The sequence below is a fragment of the Methylobacterium oryzisoli genome (assembly GCF_046557895.1).
GTDB classification, from domain to species: domain Bacteria; phylum Pseudomonadota; class Alphaproteobacteria; order Rhizobiales; family Beijerinckiaceae; genus Methylobacterium; species Methylobacterium oryzisoli.
Genome location: NZ_JBKIBX010000012.1, coordinates 159,478 through 178,307, shown reverse-complemented (window position 1 = coordinate 178,307; position 18,830 = coordinate 159,478). Strand labels below are relative to the sequence as shown.

Sequence of the window (18,830 nt, the reverse complement as noted above, 5' to 3'; positions counted from 1 at the left end):
GCAGCTTCCACCGGCGGCTCTCGCCGCATAGGGTTTAAATCGGTGTCTCACAAACCGCGGGCGGTACAGAGCAGTGGACCTTGCGGCTGGCACCATCGTCGTAGTTCCCAGTTAGCAATCTCCGCGCACGCCAGGGCGCAGGTGCGTCTTGGTCAGCCGGCGGCAGCCGCTGTCTTCCTCCTAAACATGTTCCTCACTTCCGCGCTCGTGCCGGCGCTTCGCACCTTACGCAGGCCGTGTCTCGTCGGCTTGATTATCCGTGACACGCTCGGTGAGTCCGGAGGGCGACCCCAGGTGGGAAGGTCCGCCTTACGGCTGATACGGGAGCTCCGGAGGAGGACTGCGGATTAGTGGCCGCGGCGCATCTTCGCCTTGGGGTCATGTGTGCGCGAATGGCAGAGAGCCACCCGGAGAGGACCTCGCGGATGGGTGTCTAGCATCAAGGGTTTGCCGCTAGGCCTTTCGCGCGTTCCCCCGACACAGCGTGATGTGATCACGAGCGCGTCCGACGCAAACGTCTAGCGGCTACCCGGCCTACGTCGCCCTGGCCAGTGGCTCCGCAACTCCCGCTGCGGCCTCGTCTGGATCACCCACCGCCACCGGCATCGGACGGCGCCCCCCGCGCCCTGAACGCTTCCACCACCGAGGAGACAGACATGGCCTTCACGGGCGTCCATGTGGCGTGCGGTTTCGCCTACACGAGCGGCGGCGTCAGCCTGTTCGGACCGGCCTGGTCGCAGACGATGACCAGCGCGGGCACGAGCAGCAGAACGGCGGCCGCTCCCGCCGCCGCCGGCAACAAGCCGACCGGCACGCCGGTCCTGTGCTTCGAGATCCGCGCCGACCGCGACATCTTCGTGGCTGTCGGCGCGGCGCCGGACGCGTCCCAGGCCAGCGGCGAGGGTCAGGCGGCCCGCGTGCCGATCCCAACTGGTGAGACCCGCTACATCCCCTGTACCGCCGGCGACAAGCTCGCCTGGGCGGCGGCGGCGTAAGGGGCACGGCGATGGCGCTCGGGCTCCCAGGCATCCGCCCGCTCCGGGGCCAGGGCGTCGCTGCACGGGTCGCCCTTGGCGGCCGTGCGTGGGCTCCGGCTAGCCCGGCTTTAGGTCTTCCCGCCCTCCTGAACAATTTCCTCGCTGGCGTGGGCGACAGCCGGCTGGCGAACGGCGGGCCGAGGGCACCGACCGTGCCCGGATCATCATCGAGTACCCGTCGCTGTTCCTGGCGAAGTCGGACGGCAGCGTGCGGGAGAACGTGGTCCAGTTCAGGATCGAGGCGCGCTACAGCGGCGGCCCCTGGGTAAACCAGCTGGGCGACATTCAGATCACGGGCAAGAACACCAGCCCGGCCTTCGACACCTTCGAGATCAACCTGCCGCGCAACCCGGCGGGCACGTCCTCGNACCAGCTGGGCGACATTCAGATCACGGGCAAGAACACCAGCCCGGCCTTCGACACCTTCGAGATCAACCTGCCGCGCAACCCGGCGGGCACGTCCTCGCCCTGGCAGGTGCGGGTCACCCGGATCACCCCGGACACCGACCCGTTCAACAACAGCCAGGACAAGTGGACGAGCCAGTCGGACATCGTCTTCTTCTCGCTGACGGCGCTCCAAGACGAGCGGTTCGACGACATGGACGCCGATACGGGCCGGCATCATGGCCAGCACCGCGGCTCCCGCCGGGAAACCCACCACCGTTGATCCGGCGCCCCGACGCGCCCCCGAAGCCCGCCCGGCCCTGCCGCGGCGGGCTTTTTCTTTCCGGCGCACGATTCAACATGACTTAAGATCACAACCGTCGCGCATCCACCAGTTCAGGTTATTCAACCGTGCGTGTTGAACTGGAGATAGCAAGCCGTGAAGATGCTCCCGGAATGCATTCTGTTGTAGCGCACTAAAATAACTGATTTTTGCGCTCAGTTGTGGCGCATCTTGGGCTACTACAGCCACCCATTCTTCCTGAAACGCCAGTACAAGACAGCACAGACAGCGAAGATGCCGCCGAGTACCAATAAGTAACCGTACTCCCATTTCAACTCCGGCATGTGCTCGAAGTTCATGCCGTAGATGCCGGCAATCGCCGTCGGCACCGCCAGGATGGCGGCCCAGGCCGCGAGCCGTCGAGTGATCACCGTCTGCTGGGCCTGACCGAGCATCAGGCTCGCCTCGAAGGCGAAGGCCAGCACCTCGCGAACAGCATCGATCTCATCCTGCACCCGCCGCAGGTGGTCGGAGACGTCCCGGAATAGGGGCTGCATCTCATCATCGATGGCCACCATATCGCCATGCTCCAGCTTGCGGCAGACCTCGACGAGCGGCACCACGGCTGTGCGCAGGCGCAGGAGGTCGCGCCGCAGCAGATACAGCCGCTCGACCTCGTCGGGGCGCAGCTCGCGTTTGAGGATGCAGTCCTCGATGCCCTCCACCTCAGCCAGCACCGTCTCCATGACGGGCGCGTAGTTGTCGACGATGAAATCAAGCACGGCGTAGAGGATGTAATCCTCGCCGTGTGCGAGCAGCTTGGGGCAGGACTCGGTCTTCTCGCGCACCGGGGAGTAGGAGACGGACGTACCATGGCGCACGGTGACGACGAAGCCGCGCCCGATGAACAGGTGCGTCTCGCCGAGCGCGATTCGTCCCTGCGCGATCTGAGCGGTGCGGGCGACCACGAACAGGCAGTCGCCGTAGCGTTCGAGCTTGGGCCGCTGGTGCGCGGTCTGCGCGTCTTCGATGGCCAGCGGGTGCAGGCCGAACTGCGTTTGGACTTGGCCCAGCAGCTCAGCTGAGGGCTCGTACAAGCCGATCCAGACCAGGTGGCCGGGCCGGCGTGCCCACTCGCCGGCATCCTCGATGTTCACGTCCGAGACACGGCGGCCGTCGGCATAGGCGGCAGACATGACGACGCCGGGTTTCTGGGCTGAGATGGGTGCAGGTGCGGTGGGCGTGAGGGCCATCTTTGCGCGTCATCCGTCGGGTGGTTGGTGCGTCATACGGTGCCTTCAACTTCGACCAGACGACGATCGGCGGCCGCGCCGTTCCGGCGTTCCGGACCGGTGACACCACCGGCAGCCGCGATCAGGGCCAGAATGCCACCACTGCGGTCGGCGGCCTGTTCGGCGGATGGACGTGGCAGACGGGACCGTGGGCCTACGGCCTGGAGGCCGACATCTCGGCGGCGAACCTCAAGCGGCCCCTGTCGTTGGCCACTCCTGGTTTCGGCTACGAGGCGCTCGACCCGGACCTCAGCCTGCTCCGGGCCAAGACCGATCTCTATGGCTCCGTGCGCGCACGGCTCGGCTACAGCTTCGAGCGCTATCTCGTCTACGCCAGCTTTGGTCTGGCCGGTGCCAACTCACGCTTCATCGCGGCCTACCCGGACCTGATCAGTGGCGGCTTCTTCACGGCGCGGGCCGAGCAGGGCTATCTCGGCTTCACGATCGGAGCCGGGGCGCAGTTCGCCTTCCACCCCAACTTCGCGCTGGGCATCGACTACCGCTACGTCGATCTTGGTGAGAGCCGCCGGTTCAACCTCGGCACCGTGCCGGGTTTGGCCGGCGGCCCAGTGACTACCCGGGCCGCGGCCACCGGCAACCAGGTCATGGCGCGGCTGCTGTGGTTCCCGGAAGGTCTGCGCCTGCCGCCGGAGGAGGACGAGGTCGCACCGCACGACCCCGGCAGCGGCGAGGGTGACCGCTACTCCCTGCACGGGCAGACCACGCTGATCGCGCAGGGCGTGCCAGGCTTCCGTTCCCCATATCTCGGCCCGCAGAGCCTCGTGCCGGCCCAGACGCAGCAGACCACCACGGCGACCATCTTCGCCGGGTTCAAGCTGTGGGAGGGGACGGAACTCTACTACAACCCCGAGTTCAGCCAGGGCTTCGGCCTGTCGGGCACGACCGGGGTGGCCGGCTTCGTCAACGGCGAGGCACAGAAGGCCGGAGCCGCCTTCCCGCGGCTGCGCTCGAACCGCTACTTCGTGCGCCAGACCTTCGGGCTCGGTGGACAGACCGAGGACGTGCCGGACGGCCCCAACCAAGTGGCGACGCGCCGGGACATCGAGCGGATCACCGTGGTGGCGGGCAAGTTCGCGCTGGGCGACTTCTTCGACGGCAACAAGTACGCCCATGACCCACGCGTGGACTTCTTCAACTGGTCGATCTGGGCCTCCTCGGCCTGGGATTTCCCGGCCAACCTGCCCGGGTTCACGCAAGGCGTGGTGGCCGAGTACAACCGCAAGGAGTTCGCGATCCGGGCCGCCTACACCCAGGTACCCAAGCAGCCCTCCAGCGACGTGCTCGACCCGCGCGTGTTCGAGCGGGCCGGGATCAACGTCGAGTTCGAGGGGCGCTACAGGCTAGCCGAGTTGGACCGGCCGGGCGTGCTGCGGCTGGGCCCCGCTCGCGGTTGTAGGCCGGGTTCTCGACGTGCTGATAGTCGAACGTGACCGTCATCGCCTTTGTCAGGCTCACCGCGTAGAACGCCTCGAACGCACTCTCTGGGGCGTAGCGGGTCAGACGCCCATCGCCGATCAGGAGGCCCAGGCCGCCAACCGCGAAGAAGGCTTGGTGCGCCCGCGTGATGCCGTTGACCGCGGCGCCGACGCCGACTGTGTCGTTCGGGCGTCCCCATGCGCTACCCTTCAGCGAGAAGCCTCCTGAGAACGAGCGGTCGATGTCGGTGAAGGACAGGCTCTCGTTGCGCCCGTCGTTGAGGCTCGCCCGCGCGAACAAACCGAGTTCGTCTGTCAGTTCCTGCTCCAGGTTGGCGTAGAACCCGGTCTTGCGGCGCGGCCGGCGCGTCAGCGTGGATGCCGTCACGGCGTCGTCGAACACCCCAGCCTGGGTCAGGGCTGCCACTTGGCGGAAGTCGGCGACGTTGCCGACGTTGGAGAAGAACCCCAGCCGATTTCTTCGCCGCCCGGTTGCACGTGGATTTCTGAGGCCGTCGTGATCACGCTCCATAATACTCATTTACGCGACTCCGCCGCCCTCCCGCGTGCGAGCCGGATTGCCTCGCGGGGGCCGTACAGGCAGTGGCCGGAGCTGTCCTGGCAGTCCGGCCACTGCCTGTGTGTCATCAGGCGGGCCGCTGCTGCCGCAGCCGGCCGAGGCCGATGCTTTGGCGAGCTCGGAGCGTTGCGCCGCGAAATTGGCGGCTACCATCGGGTAGTCGGACGGCAGGCCCCACTTCCTTCGGTAGGCGTCCGGGCTGAGGCCGAGGCTACCCAAATGTCGCCGGAGCGAGGTGTAGCGCTTGCCGGTCTTGAAACTGAAGATGCCGCCTGGACCGAGCGAGGCCCGGATCTGGGCCAGCGAGGGTGACCACGGCGCGGCCGGCTCCGGCGCGGCCTGGCGTCGGCCGACGAGGGTCGCGTGGACGTCCGCGATCAGGGCGGGCACCCTGTCAACTGGCACGGCGTTGCCCAAGACGTAAGCGGAGACGATACGGCACGACAAGGCGACCGTGTCCGCCGAGGCGCGCGGTTCGGGCTTGTTCATGGTGGTGACCTCGGTTGGAGGGAATGGGCCGTCAGGGTCCCGGCTTGCCGAGCGTGTCGGCCATGGCCAGTGCCGAGACGACGGCCTCGCGCAGGTTTTGCAGATCGTCCGGCGGGACGCCGCCGCGGGCGCCGGCGGTGTCGACTGCCTCGCAGGCCCGCGAGAGCCGGTCGAAGCCCATGAGGCCGGATTCCGATTTGAGGCGGTGGACCAGGGCCAGGGAGGACGGGCTGGAGAGTTCCTGCACGGGCATGTCGCCGAGCCGGACCAGCGAATCCCGAAGCAGGCCCAGCATCTCGGCCGCCCGCGCCGCGCCCAGCAGCTTGGCCACCTGATGGTGGGTTTCCGGATTGAGGTCGGCTGGCGTGTCCTGCATGGGGTCCTCGCGTCGGATCGGGATAGGGTTCAATGTCCGGTGAAAGGTGACGCCAGCACCACGCGCACCGACCGGACTGGGTCGGCGGCGGGCATGGCGGGGTGGGCGATGGTGCGCCCCGGTATGGCTTCCGCGCCGAAGGGGGCGGAAATCACCGCCAGCGTCGGAAGCGCGCCCGGGAGAGGGGCCTGCACGGGGCGTAGGCCGAAGCCGACGCCGAGGGCGGCCGCCGCGAGCGCCGGAGGGATGAGGAGGTGGGTCATGCCGGTCGTGCCTCGATGGATGCCCTGTTAGGCCACGGCCCATGCCGGGCGTCATCTCGGCCTGGCGGACTGTCCTGGCCGCCCCGATAGACCAAGTGGCCTAGGGGGCGGCACGGGGGCGGGCGAAGTTCGCCCCGCCCCAGGCCGCGGCCGCCGACCGGTTCGGGACGCCGAGCGCCTTCAGCAGGGCGGCGACGTGGATCTTCACCGTCCCCTCGCCGAGTGACAGCGATCGCGCGATCTCCTTGTTCGACTGCCCGGCGACAATTAGGTCGAGCACCTGGCGCTGGCGGGGCGTCAGGGCCGCGGTCGGGTCCGCGGCGGCTTCGCGCCATGCCGTTGGGGTCGCCGCCTCGGGCGGGCCGCCGCCGGGCGTACGCGTGACAAAGGCCGGCACGTAGACGAAGCCGTCGAATACCATCCGCAGGGCCTGGATCAGTGACTCGACATTGGAGCCCTTCGGGACGAAGCCGTGCACGCCGGCACGCAGCGCGAGGAAGACGTCCTCGCGCTCGGTCGAGCCGGAGACGACGACGGTCAGCACCTCTGGGAAGCACTCCCGCACGGCGGACAAGCTGGCCGGGCTCTCCATGCCGGGCATGTCGAGGTCGAACAGGGCGAAGCGTATGTCCGGCTTCTCGGCCAGCGCCTCCAGCGCCTCGTCGAGGGAGCCGACCTGATGGATCTCGGGGACGCCGAGGTGCTCGGTCAGGATGCTGGCGAGGGCGATGCGGAAGAACGGGTCGTCGTCGGCGACCACAGCTTTTCCGGAATGGCGGGTCATGGGCGACTATCCCGGTTTTCGGAGGCCTCGCGACAACGACGCTAGTCCAGGTGGACTATTCGGGCACAGGATGATGGCCGGGAAGCCTACTGGTTCCCGCAGCCCGACGCGTCGTAGCGTTTTCGTGTGGATCCGGCGCGTCATCGCGCCGTCCGACGAGGAGCGCCCCATGCAGGAACCGGTCAGGAGGCCCGTCGTGGTGATCGCCGAGGACGACCCCATCGCGCTGCGGGTTGTGGCCGCCGAGCTGGAGGCCGCGGGCTACCAGGCCGTGACCTGCTCGAACGGCATCACCGCGCTCGAATACGTGGCCTACGGAGAACGGCTCGACGCGCTCGTCACCGACGTCCACATGCCCGGCTCCATCGACGGGCTTTTCCTCGCCGCAGAGGTCCGGTCGCTAAGGCCGCGCCTGCCGGTGGTCTACCTCTCCGGGCGGGCCGTCGAGGCCCGGCACATGGTTCCGGGATCGTGTTTCCTCGAGAAGCCCTACGTGGTCGGGCAGCTCACAGTCCTCATGCGGGCGGTCATGTGCGGCGGCGTGTCGAACCTCATGGCCGAGACGTGGACGCTGCGCCTGGAGACCGAGCGCAAGTTCCTCGTGCGTGACGAGGGCTGGCGGACGCAGGTCATCGAGCGCCGGCACCTTTCGGACGGGCTGATCGGCGCGGCAGGCGGCATGAAGGTTCGTGTGCGCAAGGACGGCACCCGGGCGTGGCTGACGGTGAAGGGCCCCCGGACAGGCTTCAGTCGCATGGAGTTCGAGTGCGAGGTGTCCCTTCGCCAAGCGGACGCCCTCCTCGCGTCCGTCCTCGACGACGGCCGGATCGACAAGGTCCGGCACAGCGTGCCCTACGCGGGCCTGACTTGGACGGTCGACGTCTACGAAGGCGACTTGGACGGCTTCGTCGCCGCCGAGGTCGAGTTGGAGGGCGAGGACCAGGAGGTGCCCCTGCCCGACTGGGTCGGGCGGGAGGTCACTGGCGACCCGCGCTTCGGGCAGGGCGCGCTGCGCCGGATGGACTGGAAGGCGGTTTGAGGGCCGGGACCGGTCGGAGGGCGTCAAGCGCGGAGAAACGCGCAGCTTTCCCGTGAGGTCTTCGATTGGGGGATTCTGGACATGGCCTGGATCGGATCGAACGCACGCGAGAAGGGCGCCGCGTCCCGGGGGTGGAACGCGGCTTGTCCCGCGCCGTGCGTCGCCGCGCTATCGGTAATGGTCCTCGGGCTGGTGGCGGCGCTCGCGGCGGCCCAGTGGACGCATTCGAGGAACGGGCGCGTCGCCTCGGAGCGCTTCCAGGTCGCGGCGATCCGCGTGGCCGCGCTCGTCGAGGGGCGCATGGACCGCTACGAGTACGCATTGCGAGGCGCCCGCGGAGCCGTCCTGTCAGCCGGCGAGGACGGCATTACGCGGGACGGCTTCCACCGGTACGCCGAGAGCCGTGACATCGACCGCGAGTTCCCTGGGACGCGCGGGTTCGGCTTCATCCGGCGCGTGCCGGAGGCGGACGAGGCGGCGTTCTCGGAGGCGGCGCGGCGCGACAGAGCCCCGGACTTCCGCATCCGGCAGATCAAGCCGCACGACGGCGAGCGCTGGGTCATCCAGTACGTCGAGCCGCTGGCACGCAACCGCGAGGCGGTCGGCCTTGACGTCGCCTCCGAGGAGCACCGTCGCGGGGCCGCCCTTCGGGCCATGGAGACTGGGACCGCGTCGTTGACGGCACCGATAACCCTCGTGCAGGCCTCCGGCATGAAGGAGCGTGGCTTCCTCCTCTTCCTTCCGATCCTGCGCGGCGGTGCACCCGCGGACACGGCGGCCGGTCGTCGGGCCTCAACCCTCGGCTGGACCTACGCCCCGCTGATCATCGACGAGGTGCTGGCGGGCCTCGACCTCGACGCGACGGAGCTCGACGTCGCCATCCGGGACGTGGAACCGGAAGCGGTCACGCGCTTCTATGCCGGCCGCGATGCGACCGAGGCCCCAGCGAGTGGCCTCGCCACGACCCGGCGGCTTTCGGTCTATGGCCGGAACTGGGACGTCGACGTGGCCGCGCGGCCGGCGTTCCTGGCGGGCCTGAACCTCTACGCGCCGGCGACGGTGGCCATCGTGGTGCTCGTCGGCGCCCTGCTGCTGGCGGGGGTGGTCTACCTGCGCCTGGCGGGGCGTCGCCGCGAGGTGCTCGCGGCGGTCGCGAAGGCACGGCTGGCAGCCATCGTGGAGAACGCCGACGACGCTATCGTCGGCAAGTCCCTCGACGGTGTCGTCACGGATTGGAACCCGGGCGCGGAGCGGTTGTTCGGCCATCCCGCGGAGGAGGCCATCGGTCGGAAGGCCGAGGACTTCATCGTCCCCGGGAACTTGTGGGCGCAGGAGCGGGACGTCCTCCTGCGCATCCGCCGCGGCGAGGCGGTGCCGCCGTTCTCGACCTTCAGGGTGCGCAAGGACGGCACGGTCTTCCCGGTTCAGGTGACCGCCTCCCCGATCCGTGCCCCGGACGGTTCAGTCGCCGGCGTCGCGGCTGTCACGCGGGACATCACCGAGCAGGCGGCGACCGACGAGCGCATCCGCGCCGTCAACGCATCGCTCGAACGGCAGGTCGCGGAACGGACGGCGGCGCTGCGGGCCGGATCGGCCCTGCAGAGGGCCATCCTCGACCACGCGGGTTACGCCGTGATCGCCACGGACATGCAGGGGACCATCACCCTGTTCAACCCGGCCGCCGAGCGGATGCTGGGCTACATCGCCGGCGAACTGGTGGGCAAGGAGTCCCCGGGGGTGTTCCACGACCCGGCCGAGGTCGGGCGGCGGGCCGCGAGCCTATCGCGGGAGTTGGGCCGAACCGTCGAGCCGGGGTTCGAGGTGTTCGTGGCCAAGGCGCGTCGCGGCCAGCCCGATCCCGACGAGTGGACCTACGTCACCAAGAGCGGCGAACGCCTGCCGGTGCTGCTAAACGTCACCCTCCTGCGCGCGGAGGACGGGACCGACCTGGGTTTCCTTGGCATCGCCATGGACCTGAGCGAACGCTACCGGCACGAGGCCGAGATGAAGGCCGCACAAGCCGGCACCTGGAACTACGAGGTCGCGACCGGGCGGGTGCGGTTCTCGGCCGAATGCGCTCGCCAGCACGGTTTGCCGGATCGGAAAACCGAGCTCGACGTCGAGCGCGAATGGAAGCCGCTGGCGCACGCCGACGACGTCCCCCAGGTCCTCGCAGACCTTGCGGGCGCCGTCGAGACCGGTGGCGGCTACACCACCGAGTTCCGCGTGCCCTTGCCCGATGGCGGCATGCGCTGGATCACCGCCATCGGGCGGGTTGAGGCGGACGCCTCAGGGCGGACGACCCGGGTCATTGGGCTGACTCTGGACACGACCGCGCGCAAGGCGGCCGAGATCGCGCTGGCGGAGGCGAAGGCGGTGGCCGAGGCGGCGCGCGCCGAGGCCGAGCGGGCGAACCGCGCCAAGACCGACTTCCTGGCCTCGATGAGCCACGAGATCCGCACGCCGCTCAATGCAGTCATCGGCTTCACCGACCTGATGCTGGCCTCGGGCCGGCTCGACCCGGGCAACCGTCGCCAGGCCGAGCTCGTGCGCTCGTCAGGCAACGCGCTTCTCACCGTGGTCAACGACATACTCGACTTCTCGAAGGTCGAGGCGGGGGCCATCGAGTTGGTCGAAGGGCCGTTCCCGCTCCTGGCCATGGTCGATAACTGCGTCTCAATCGTCCGAGGTCCGGCGGATGCGAAGGGCCTGGATTTCAGGCTTCGCATGGACCCCGGCCTGCCGCGCTGGCTCAAGGGCGACGAGAACCGCCTGCGGCAGGTGCTGTTCAACCTGCTCAACAACGCGGTGAAGTTCACGGCGTCCGGGTCGATCACCCTCGACGTCGCGCCAGCGGAGGGTTTCTCCGGCGCCGACCTCCTGCGCTTCCGTGTCATCGACACCGGCATCGGCATCCCGAGGGACAAGCAGCACCGGCTGTTCCAGCGTTTCAGCCAAGTTGACGGATCGATCCAGCGGGACTTCGGTGGCACCGGTCTCGGGCTAGCCATCTGCCGGCACCTCGTCGAGCTGATGGGCGGCGAGATCGGTGTCTCGTCCGTAAAAGGAGGCGGTTCCACCTTCTGGTTCACCGTGCGCATGCCGCGGACTTTCGCGCCCGCTGAGGTGACGACACTGGCCCTGGCGGCCGCGCCCCGCCGGACAGGACGCCTGCTGCTGGTCGACGACTCCCCCATCAACCGGGAACTCGCGCGGGCGGTCCTCGGCGGCGCCGGGCACGTGGTGGAGACGGTCGGGGACGGTCAGGCGTCCGTTGACGCGGTCCGGGAGCGGGCCTTCGACCTGGTGCTGATGGACGTGCAGATGCCGGGCATGGACGGGATGACGGCGACCCGCCACATTCGGGCACTTCCGGGACCCGTGTCGCGGTTGCCGGTCATCGCCATGACGGCGAACGTGCTGCCGGAGCAGGTCTCCGCCTTCCGCGACGCCGGCATGGACGACCACGTCGGCAAGCCGTTCGACCGGGAAAGGCTTTATGCGACGGTGGAGCGTTGGCTGTCGCAGGATACGACGTCGGCCGCGGTATCCTCTCGAAACCCGCCTCCCGTCGAGTTCGACGAGGACGCCTACCGCGAGGTGAGTCGCTTCCTGTCGCCGGCTCGCCTTCGCGAGGTTCTCGGGATGATGGTCCAGGAACTGGATACCAGCTTCGAGGGGGATCCCGGCAACGAGGACAGCCGTTCCTGGCTCCGCCATCGCGCCCACTCGCTATCCTCCGCGGCGGGGATGATCGGCTTCACCGAGGTCGCGGCGACCTGCCATGCGCTTGAGGTGTTCGATGAGGCGCGGGTGGCATCCGAGGGCATAGCCGCGTTCGCCGCGGTCCTGGACAGGGTGCGCCGCCACGCTCACCGTTCCGCGAGGATGGCCGAGAGCATGCGTGACGACTTGGACGCGCCGGCAGGCATTGGGCTGGCGGGTGGGCGTGAAATCGGCCTGCACCTCAAGCCGTGCGTGCAAAGGGCTTCAGCGAAACCCACATAGCCGTCCGCCTCGCCCATATTGTCGACAAAATCAGACGCCGAATTTTCGGCGCCACTTGCGTTCCTCGCTGATCGCCGCTTGCTCCATCCGCTCACTCGCAAGCTCAAGAACACGACGTCGCATCTCAACACGCAGCAGCTGCTGCTGAAGGTGCAGTCGAGCTTGCTGGATACATAGATATCGAGTCTGATCTAGGAAGTCGGCGAGGCGCTGCAGCTGAGTATCATGCATCGGCGCGATATAGCAGGTCTGAGCTGAAGCGCCCCTCACCCAGGTTAGTCCCTGATCGGTGCTAGCAACACGGCCGTCTTGATCGCGGAGGCCTGCTGCTCGGCAGAGAAACCGCGCGCACGCACGAAGATCCGCGCCCAAGCATTCGCTTCGATCGCCGCGGCGATGTCGAGCGCGATGCCCGGCGCGACCTCGCGCGGGCCCGGCGTCGGATCAGCGAGGTAGTTGGCGACGGCGGTGGTCAGGTCGTCGGTGACGCGCTTGGCCTTGTAAGAGGTGTACAGGCAGGGCATCAGCAGGCCGCACCAGTCTCCGCGGGTCGCGCCCGACTTCGGGTGCACGCTGAACTGGGAGAGGGTGTCTCAGCCGAGTCGAAGGCCGCACGAGGTAGGAGCATCGGGCAAACCGGCTTGGTGCTGAGGCGGGAGCATGCCATGGTCGGGCGATGACAGTAAGCAACGCACTCATCAGCTTCAGCCAAGAGGTTTGGCAGAGGGCTGCCGGCAACGGCCGCATGCAACCTGTTTGGTGCTGGCGGCTGCGGCAGGGAACCATCACGGTTGCGTTCGGCGAGCGCCGGTCCGAGCAGCAGGCGATCTTAGCGGCTCAATCGGCCGAGAAGTACTACGGCCGCACCCTGGCGTGTGCTCCGTAGAGCGATTGTTTGCCCCTGCGCCGACGCTCCTGTGCGCGCAGTAGAGAGGCACGGGCTGAGTGTCGGATTTCATCCATCCGACACTCAGCCCGCTGATGATGTTGTCCACCTGCGTCGACTGGAAGGAGGACAGCAGCACCATACGCTCTGTGTCGCGAAGATCGCGCCGGCTGTCACTCACTCAGGTTGAACGTGGCGGTGCGGGCCGAGCGCGTGTTGGTATTGAGGCCCCATGCACTCGGCCCGCCGTCCCGCATCGCCGGGGGGGCCGGCGCGAGACATTCTGAGTATTGCACAAGGCATGCCAGTGGTCTCGCGCGCAGAAAGACTACTCCGGTCTATCCACGTCTCCGTGCGGCCCTGCTGGCCGCCGATAGAGTGACCTTCGACTGCGTGCCGGCGTGAGACACCCACAGAGACTGCGGTACACTATGTGGAGGGGCCACTTCCGTGCGCTGCACGGGTGTTATGGAACAGCCCGCGCCACCAACGGCCCTCTCGCGCGCCTTGCTAAAGGCTGCGCCAGTGGCACACGCGTCGCAACAGCCTCTCGGGTCGCCGCCGTGGGGCAACGATCTCCGCGTTGCGGCTGATGGCGTGGAACTCCTCATAACTGACGCGCGTGGCCCAGATGAGCGCCCGTGTCCGCTCTCTTGTCTCGGTGAGTTCTGCGTGGAGCAGTTGCGCATTCCTGATGGCGCGGTCCGCACGGGCGAGTAGGTCAGCGTCCATCGGCGCTTCTGCGTGCTGTGAGTTTGTTCACCCAGGTTAACGCATTCGCGCAGCTTGATTCAATTGAGCCCCCTACATTGGCGCAGTAGAAGTTCTGGAACCGCTCACCGCGGGCGAGGTGCTCAGAACCGGCGCCGCTCCGTTCCCCTGCGTACCCGCTCATCCTCGGCATCCGCCAGGGTCTCAAGGCGCTGCGCCACCTCCGTGAGCTGCGCGCGGGCATCGTTCATCGACAGCCACGCTGCCCGCTCGCGCGCATCCCGGGCGAGCTGCCGGTACTCGGTCGCCTTGTTGGTCGACGGGGTCTGCATGCGCACACGACGAGAGGACGATCCGTGACTGGCTTAGCGGACGATCGGAGTGCGAGCATTCACCTGCGATGGCCATCCCCTACAGGGTCCATACACGCGCTTACGCGACTCCTCCGCCCTCGCGCACGACCTCCGGTGATGCACCTATGTCAGCTTGCCGTAGCCAAGATCTTGTCGCGAAGAGCCTGCGGCGAGAACGGCTTGAGCATGTAGCCGTCCACACCCGCGCTCTTGGCCGCCACGACGGCGTCCTTGTCCGTGCGCGCCGTCATGATGAGGAACTTGGTCGCGGCCAGATCCTTGTCAGCTCGAACGATGCGCAGCAGCTCGAAACCGGTCATGGGCTGCATGTTCCAGTCCGCGATCACGACGTCGTAGGCCTGCTTGCGCATCATCAGCAGCGCCTCATCCCCGTCCTGCGCCGTGTCGATGGTGCCGAAGCCGAGCTTCTCCCCGATGGCACTGACGATCTGACGGACAATAATTTGATCATCTGCGACGAGCAGCCGCTTGCCAGCGAACGGAGTTGGCTTGCTCGCCTGGGTCATGGCGCATTCCTACCAACGCTGACGCCCGAGTAGGGACGGAGAGCAGGTAAGTAGGGTTGACGCTACGCAAGGCTAGTGAGGCAAAGCTCCAGTCCAGAGCCTGCAGGCCGGCGGCACCGACGAGACAGTTGGCTCGGCGAGAGACCGGCGAGGCCGGGGGACCATTCGAGTACGGTGGGGGAGGGCGAATCAACGGTGCTCATGCGCTGGGGTATGGCCTCGTCCCGGCGCACATCAAGCTATCTGTCGGTGCGCTTTCGCATTTCCGGTTCGGAAAACCGCGGAACGAAAACAGACTGACTTCAGCGATGAATTTGCAAAACGATTTGCAAAACATGGGTCGGCGTGTTGTGCCAAACCCTGGCAGCCATCCTGAAAATCTCTGTCGTTTCAGGATGGTGCGGCCGAGAGGACTCGAACCTCCACTGGTTGCCCAACTAGCACCTCAAGCTAGCGCGTCTACCAATTCCGCCACGGCCGCGGAGTGCTCCCTCGTCGGCCGGGGCCGGCGGTGCGGGGGTGAAACCCGTCGAAGCGGCGCAGCCAATACCAGATCGATTCCGGGGCCACAAGCCGCACCGGCGCGCGGCGGCGCAGAATCTCGCGGGGGTGGTCAGGCGATCCCGGCGAGCGCGCCGAGCGAGGCCGCGGCGCCGTCGCCCACGCGCACGCCCGGCTCGCGCACCACCTCGGTCTTGCGGATCAGCTCGGTGATCTCGACCGAGATCCGGTTGCCGGTGACGACGATCTGTCCGCGGGCGATCGGGTGGTCGTTGGCGAGAATCTCGACCATATCGGAATCGGTCGCATCGAGCTCGATCACGGCGCCCCGGCCCATGCGCAGCAGCATGTGGATCGGCATCCGCGTCCGGCCGAGGACGACCGTGAGGTCCACCTTGAGGTCTTCGAGTACCGCCACTTGCCCGCTTCCTTGCCCCGCCCAAGCGCACAGGTTCGCCCGCAGCTTTCTCCAGACAGGGTGAAGTCTTGGTAAACGCGCGCCTCGCCGTCGCCCCCGGCGCCCTCCTGCCGACGCCCGGCTCGCCTCCGGTCGAGTGGCTCGTCACGGAGGGCACGACGGAGTACCCCGCCGCGGAGGCCCTCATGGAGGCGCATGTCGCGGCGATCGCAAGGGGCGAGGCGCGCGAGCGCGTCTGGCTCGTGGAGCATCCGCCGCTCTACACCGCCGGCACCTCGGCCCGGGACGAGGACCTCGTGGCGCCCGACCGCTTCCCGGTCCATCGCACCGGCCGGGGCGGGCAGTACACCTATCACGGCCCCGGCCAGCGGGTGGCCTACGTGATGCTGGACCTCTCCCGGCGCCGGCCGGACCTGCGGCTCTACGTGGCGGCGCTCGAAGCGTGGCTGATCGCGACGCTCGACGCCTTCACGGTGCGCGGCGAGCGGCGGGAGGACCGGGTCGGCGTCTGGGTGCGCCGGCCCGAGAAGGGGGAGGGCGTCGAGGACAAGATCGCGGCGATCGGCATCCGGGTGCGGCGCTGGGTGACCTTCCACGGCATCAGCCTCAACGTCGAGCCCGACCTGTCGCATTTCGACGGCATCGTCCCCTGCGGGGTGCGCCGCCACGGCGTCACCAGCCTCGTCGACCTCGGCCGCCCGGTGACGATGCCGGAGGTGGATGCGGTGCTGCGCGGCCGGTTCGAGGCGGTGTTCGGCGAGACAGTGCCGGTCTCGAGCGAGACCGTGCGGGTCTCGGGCGAGGCGGGCTGAGGCGGCCTCAGACCACCGGCACCCCGCGCTGCTTGGCGTGCTCGCCGGGCTCGACGTGGATCGTCACCACGGCGCCCGGCAGCGCGCCCTCGATGGCGGATTCGAGCCGGTCGCAGATGCCGTGCGACTCCGCCACCGTCATCTCGCCCGGCACCACGAGGTGGAAGTCGATGAAGGTCGCCTGGCCCGCGTGGCGGGTGCGCACGTCGTGCGCTTCGAGGGCGCCCGCGCCGTGCTCGGAGATCAGGCTGCGGATCTGCAGCAGCATCTCGGGGGAGGCGGCCTGATCCATCAGCCCGTTCACCGAATCGCGCACCATGCCCCAGCCCGACCACAGGATGTTGACGGCGACGAGGGCGGCGATGATCGGGTCGAGCAGGAGCCAGCCCGTGACGGCGACGAGGCCGAGGCCCGCCAGCACGCCCATCGAGGTGACGACGTCCGCCATCACGTGCCGCCCGTCGGCGACGAGGGCGGGCGAGCGCCACACCCGGCCCCGGCGCAGCAGCAGCGAGGCCCAGCCCGCGTTGATCACCGTGGCGAGCCCGTTCACCGCGATGCCCACGAGCGGCATCTCGACCGGGCGGGGCGCCAGGGCGGCGGCGGCGGCGTCCCGGAGGATCATCACCGCCGCGACGATGATCAGCGCGCCCTCGATCACCGCCGAAAAATACTCGGCCTTGTGATGGCCGTAGGGATGCTCCTGGTCGGCGGGCCGGGCGGCGACGCGCAGGGCGACGAAGGCCGTCGCCGCCGCCACCACGTTGACGATGCTCTCCAGGGCGTCCGAGTAGAGCGCGAGACTCCCGGTGACCCACCACGCGCCGAACTTGAGGCCGAGCACCACGAGGCCGAGGCCGATGCTGGCGAGGGCGAGGGTCTGGGCACGGTTCATCGGGAAGGGCTTTCGGGAAGGGCTTCCGTCACATGCGCCCGGTTCGACGGGGCGGGGCCTCCTCTACGGGGCGGCACGCCGCCAAGGCCACGGCACACCTCTTAGCTCCGGCTAAGGCGTTCCGCCCCCCGGGGCCGTGCCGGCGGCGCCCGGCTCGCGCCTGACGTGCGCGGAGCGCGCCAGAACCGCGCAGATTGCAAGCGGCGTGAACCTCGGCGCGCCCCGCGCGTCTCCTGCATACGGCCCCGATTCGGAGGGCCGCTGACAGGGATGGTTCGATGACCTCGCTCAAGACCTTCGCCCTCGCGGCCGTGCTCGCCGCGGCCGCGGCCCCGGCCTTCGCGCAGGGCGGCTCGCCCTACAACAACTCGGGCTCGCAGGCCGGCGGGCCGCTCGCGGGTGAGCAGCGCGCGATGGGCGCGCCCGGCGGCACGCCCTCCAGCCGCATGGCGCCGCGCAAGCAGCGCACGATGATGCAGCGCCGCATGAACCGGAACGACCGCGCGCGCTGAGCCTCCGCTGCCGGCCCGGCGGACGCCGCGGGAGCGGAAGCCTCGGCGGCGCGGCCCCGGGCCGTGCTGCCGAGGAGGCGAACGGTCGGGGCGGCAGGTCCGGCAGAGGGATCCGGCAGAGGGGTCCGGGCGCTCCGGCCGTGGCGGTCAGGAGAGGGCGGGGGCGCCCCGGCGGGCCGCCTCGCGCACGCGGCTGACCTGCGCGCGGGCGCGGGCCTCCGCGGCCTTGCGCTCGTAATGGCGGCGCATGAAGCCGAAGCGGGCGGAGGCGGCGAGCGCGTCGAGGCGCGCGGCCTCGCAGTCCCACCACGCGATCAGTTCGGCATCGAGCGTCGAGTGAGCGGTCATGGGGGATCTCCTGGCGGTGCTCCGGGCCTTCGTCGCCCAGAGATGGCGTCCCGGGAGGCGCGGCGCCAGCGCCGCTCAGGTGCGGATGACGGTGTAGAGGCCGGGGTGATGCGGGAAGCGGGCCGCGTCGCCCTGCGTGAGGGCGCGGAAGGCGGGACTCGTGACCGCCGCCTCGAACGCCGCGGGCGAGCGCCAGGTGGCGAGGTTCACGAGCGGGAAGCGCGCGCCCGGGCCGATCGCCCGGTGCAGCGCCGTCGACACGAAGCCGGGCTGTGCCCGCATGTGCGCGGCGGCCCGCTCCCAGTAGGCGATGGCGGCCTCCTCGGCCCCGGCCTCGACCTCGAACGGGTTGATCAGCACCACGTCGCTCATCACGGCTCCTCCGGCACGCCCGCGTCCTCGTCCCGTTCCAGCGCGGCGCGCAGGCGCCGGAGCAGGGCGGCGGTCCCGGCGAAGTCGCAAGGCCCGCATTCCCGGCCGATCCGCCCGGCCCAGGCGGCCTGCCGCGCGCTCGCGGCGGCGTAGGCCTCCCGGCCGGCCGGCGTCAGCACCACCAGATCCGCCCGGCGGTGATCCGGGTTCGGCGCAGAGGCCACGAGACCCGCCGCCCCGAGATCCGCCACGACCCGCCGCACCGCCTGCCGGGTCAGCCCCATGCCGCGGGCCACCCCCGCCACGGTCAGCGGCCGTCCGGCCAGGGCCACCGCGCCGAGCACCTGCCAGCGGGCGCTGGTCAGGCCGAGGTCGCGGGTCAGCGCGTCGCCCGCCGCGATCAGCGCACCGTTCAGCCGGAAGACCTCTAGGACGAGATCCGTGAAGGCTCCGACGGGGGAGGCGGGATCGTTCATGGCGACACCATGCTGTCGAATTGACAGTATGTTGTCAATAGGGGTTGC

General features: G+C 69.0%; 19 protein-coding genes, 1 tRNA gene and 3 pseudogenes. 8 read left to right on the top strand and 15 right to left on the bottom strand.

Going from position 1 to position 18,830, the window contains the following annotated elements:
• Positions 1-656: 656 nt before the first annotated feature.
• The 3 genes and pseudogenes from ACKUB9_RS14445 to gpJ (ACKUB9_RS34430) all read left to right on the top strand — a co-directional run bounded on the left by ACKUB9_RS14445 (position 657) and on the right by gpJ (ACKUB9_RS34430) (position 1,704).
• Positions 657-995 carry a hypothetical protein gene (locus tag ACKUB9_RS14445; RefSeq protein WP_407523128.1) on the top strand — a complete coding sequence of 113 codons (339 nt, stop codon included), beginning with the start codon at positions 657-659 and terminating at the stop codon, positions 993-995.
• A gap of 193 nt (positions 996-1,188) precedes the next feature.
• Positions 1,189-1,374 (top strand): annotated as a pseudogene (gene gpJ / locus ACKUB9_RS34435) (TipJ family phage tail tip protein); the annotation flags it as partial.
• A complete protein-coding gene (gpJ, locus tag ACKUB9_RS34430) occupies positions 1,369-1,704 on the top strand; it encodes a TipJ family phage tail tip protein (RefSeq protein WP_432760190.1) in 336 nt (111 codons plus the stop codon). The pseudogene gpJ (ACKUB9_RS34435) and the gene gpJ (ACKUB9_RS34430), both read left to right, overlap by 6 nt.
• Positions 1,705-1,943: 239 nt before the next feature.
• Here gpJ (ACKUB9_RS34430) and ACKUB9_RS14440 read toward each other — a convergent pair whose 3' ends face one another.
• The gene (locus ACKUB9_RS14440) at positions 1,944-2,957 is read right to left on the bottom strand and encodes a magnesium and cobalt transport protein CorA (protein ID WP_407523124.1); all 1,014 of its coding nucleotides are present in this window, start codon (positions 2,955-2,957) and stop codon (positions 1,944-1,946) included.
• Between the two features lie 26 nt (positions 2,958-2,983).
• Here ACKUB9_RS14440 and ACKUB9_RS14435 point away from each other — a divergent pair.
• Positions 2,984-4,396 (top strand): annotated as a pseudogene (locus ACKUB9_RS14435) (carbohydrate porin); the annotation flags it as partial.
• On the opposite strand, the pseudogene ACKUB9_RS14430 reads toward ACKUB9_RS14435, so the two are convergent.
• From ACKUB9_RS14430 to ACKUB9_RS14410, 5 genes and pseudogenes are all read right to left on the bottom strand, one after another.
• Positions 4,329-4,913, bottom strand: a pseudogene (locus tag ACKUB9_RS14430) (carbohydrate porin); the annotation flags it as partial. The pseudogenes ACKUB9_RS14435 and ACKUB9_RS14430 sit on opposite strands and share 68 nt — an antisense overlap.
• 60 nt (positions 4,914-4,973) lie before the next feature.
• Complete coding sequence (locus ACKUB9_RS14425; protein WP_407523122.1) at positions 4,974-5,501, bottom strand: Ros/MucR family transcriptional regulator; 528 nt, start codon at positions 5,499-5,501, stop codon at positions 4,974-4,976.
• A 31-nt stretch (positions 5,502-5,532) separates the two neighbouring features.
• Entirely contained in the window at positions 5,533-5,877 is a 345-nt protein-coding gene (locus ACKUB9_RS14420) for an Hpt domain-containing protein (protein ID WP_407523119.1), read from the bottom strand.
• A 29-nt stretch (positions 5,878-5,906) separates the two neighbouring features.
• Positions 5,907-6,140, bottom strand: coding sequence for a hypothetical protein (locus tag ACKUB9_RS14415; RefSeq protein ID WP_407523117.1), 234 nt, complete (start codon positions 6,138-6,140; stop codon positions 5,907-5,909).
• Positions 6,141-6,240: 100 nt separating this feature from the next.
• Positions 6,241-6,924 (bottom strand): LuxR C-terminal-related transcriptional regulator, encoded by a 684-nt coding sequence (locus ACKUB9_RS14410; RefSeq protein WP_407523114.1) that lies wholly within the window; start codon positions 6,922-6,924, stop codon positions 6,241-6,243.
• A 169-nt stretch (positions 6,925-7,093) separates the two neighbouring features.
• Here ACKUB9_RS14410 and ACKUB9_RS14405 point away from each other — a divergent pair, with 169 nt between their 5' ends.
• Both ACKUB9_RS14405 and ACKUB9_RS14400 read left to right on the top strand, forming a co-directional pair.
• Positions 7,094-7,963 (top strand): response regulator, encoded by an 870-nt coding sequence (locus tag ACKUB9_RS14405; protein WP_407523111.1) that lies wholly within the window; start codon positions 7,094-7,096, stop codon positions 7,961-7,963.
• Positions 7,964-8,044: 81 nt separating this feature from the next.
• Positions 8,045-11,971 (top strand): CHASE domain-containing protein, encoded by a 3,927-nt coding sequence (locus ACKUB9_RS14400; protein ID WP_407523108.1) that lies wholly within the window; start codon positions 8,045-8,047, stop codon positions 11,969-11,971.
• Positions 11,972-12,246: 275 nt separating this feature from the next.
• Here the strand turns inward: ACKUB9_RS14400 and ACKUB9_RS14395 are convergent, their stop codons facing one another.
• The 5 genes from ACKUB9_RS14395 to ACKUB9_RS14375 all read right to left on the bottom strand — a co-directional run bounded on the left by ACKUB9_RS14395 (position 12,247) and on the right by ACKUB9_RS14375 (position 15,367).
• The gene (locus tag ACKUB9_RS14395; RefSeq protein WP_407523106.1) at positions 12,247-12,495 is read right to left on the bottom strand and encodes a hypothetical protein; all 249 of its coding nucleotides are present in this window, start codon (positions 12,493-12,495) and stop codon (positions 12,247-12,249) included.
• A gap of 1,216 nt (positions 12,496-13,711) precedes the next feature.
• Positions 13,712-13,900: a hypothetical protein gene (locus tag ACKUB9_RS14390; RefSeq protein WP_407523103.1), complete on the bottom strand. Its 189-nt coding sequence runs from the start codon at positions 13,898-13,900 to the stop codon at positions 13,712-13,714.
• 149 nt (positions 13,901-14,049) lie between these two features.
• On the bottom strand, positions 14,050-14,448 hold the full coding sequence (locus ACKUB9_RS14385; RefSeq protein WP_407523100.1) for a response regulator: 399 nt from the start codon (positions 14,446-14,448) through the stop codon (positions 14,050-14,052).
• 396 nt (positions 14,449-14,844) lie between these two features.
• A tRNA-Leu gene (locus tag ACKUB9_RS14380) sits at positions 14,845-14,929 on the bottom strand.
• A gap of 132 nt (positions 14,930-15,061) precedes the next feature.
• Complete coding sequence (locus ACKUB9_RS14375) at positions 15,062-15,367, bottom strand: FliM/FliN family flagellar motor switch protein (protein WP_407523097.1); 306 nt, start codon at positions 15,365-15,367, stop codon at positions 15,062-15,064.
• A gap of 68 nt (positions 15,368-15,435) precedes the next feature.
• Between ACKUB9_RS14375 and lipB the strand changes: the two genes are divergently transcribed.
• Entirely contained in the window at positions 15,436-16,179 is a 744-nt protein-coding gene (gene lipB, locus ACKUB9_RS14370) for a lipoyl(octanoyl) transferase LipB (protein WP_407523094.1), read from the top strand.
• Positions 16,180-16,186: 7 nt separating this feature from the next.
• On the opposite strand, the gene ACKUB9_RS14365 is transcribed toward lipB, so the two are convergent.
• Complete coding sequence (locus ACKUB9_RS14365; protein ID WP_407523090.1) at positions 16,187-17,074, bottom strand: cation diffusion facilitator family transporter; 888 nt, start codon at positions 17,072-17,074, stop codon at positions 16,187-16,189.
• A 278-nt stretch (positions 17,075-17,352) separates the two neighbouring features.
• Here ACKUB9_RS14365 and ACKUB9_RS14360 point away from each other — a divergent pair, with 278 nt between their 5' ends.
• Positions 17,353-17,586 (top strand): hypothetical protein, encoded by a 234-nt coding sequence (locus tag ACKUB9_RS14360; RefSeq protein WP_407523088.1) that lies wholly within the window; start codon positions 17,353-17,355, stop codon positions 17,584-17,586.
• Between the two features lie 147 nt (positions 17,587-17,733).
• Here ACKUB9_RS14360 and ACKUB9_RS14355 read toward each other — a convergent pair whose 3' ends face one another.
• The 3 genes from ACKUB9_RS14355 to ACKUB9_RS14345 form a co-directional block, all read right to left on the bottom strand.
• Positions 17,734-17,934 carry a hypothetical protein gene (locus ACKUB9_RS14355; RefSeq protein WP_407523086.1) on the bottom strand — a complete coding sequence of 67 codons (201 nt, stop codon included), beginning with the start codon at positions 17,932-17,934 and terminating at the stop codon, positions 17,734-17,736.
• A 75-nt stretch (positions 17,935-18,009) separates the two neighbouring features.
• Positions 18,010-18,306, bottom strand: a complete 297-nt coding sequence (locus ACKUB9_RS14350; protein WP_407523083.1) for an antibiotic biosynthesis monooxygenase family protein — start codon at positions 18,304-18,306, stop codon at positions 18,010-18,012.
• Positions 18,306-18,782 (bottom strand): MarR family winged helix-turn-helix transcriptional regulator, encoded by a 477-nt coding sequence (locus ACKUB9_RS14345; RefSeq protein WP_407523081.1) that lies wholly within the window; start codon positions 18,780-18,782, stop codon positions 18,306-18,308. The genes ACKUB9_RS14350 and ACKUB9_RS14345 overlap by 1 nt, the downstream gene beginning before the upstream one ends.
• Between the last annotated feature and the right edge of the window lie 48 nt (positions 18,783-18,830).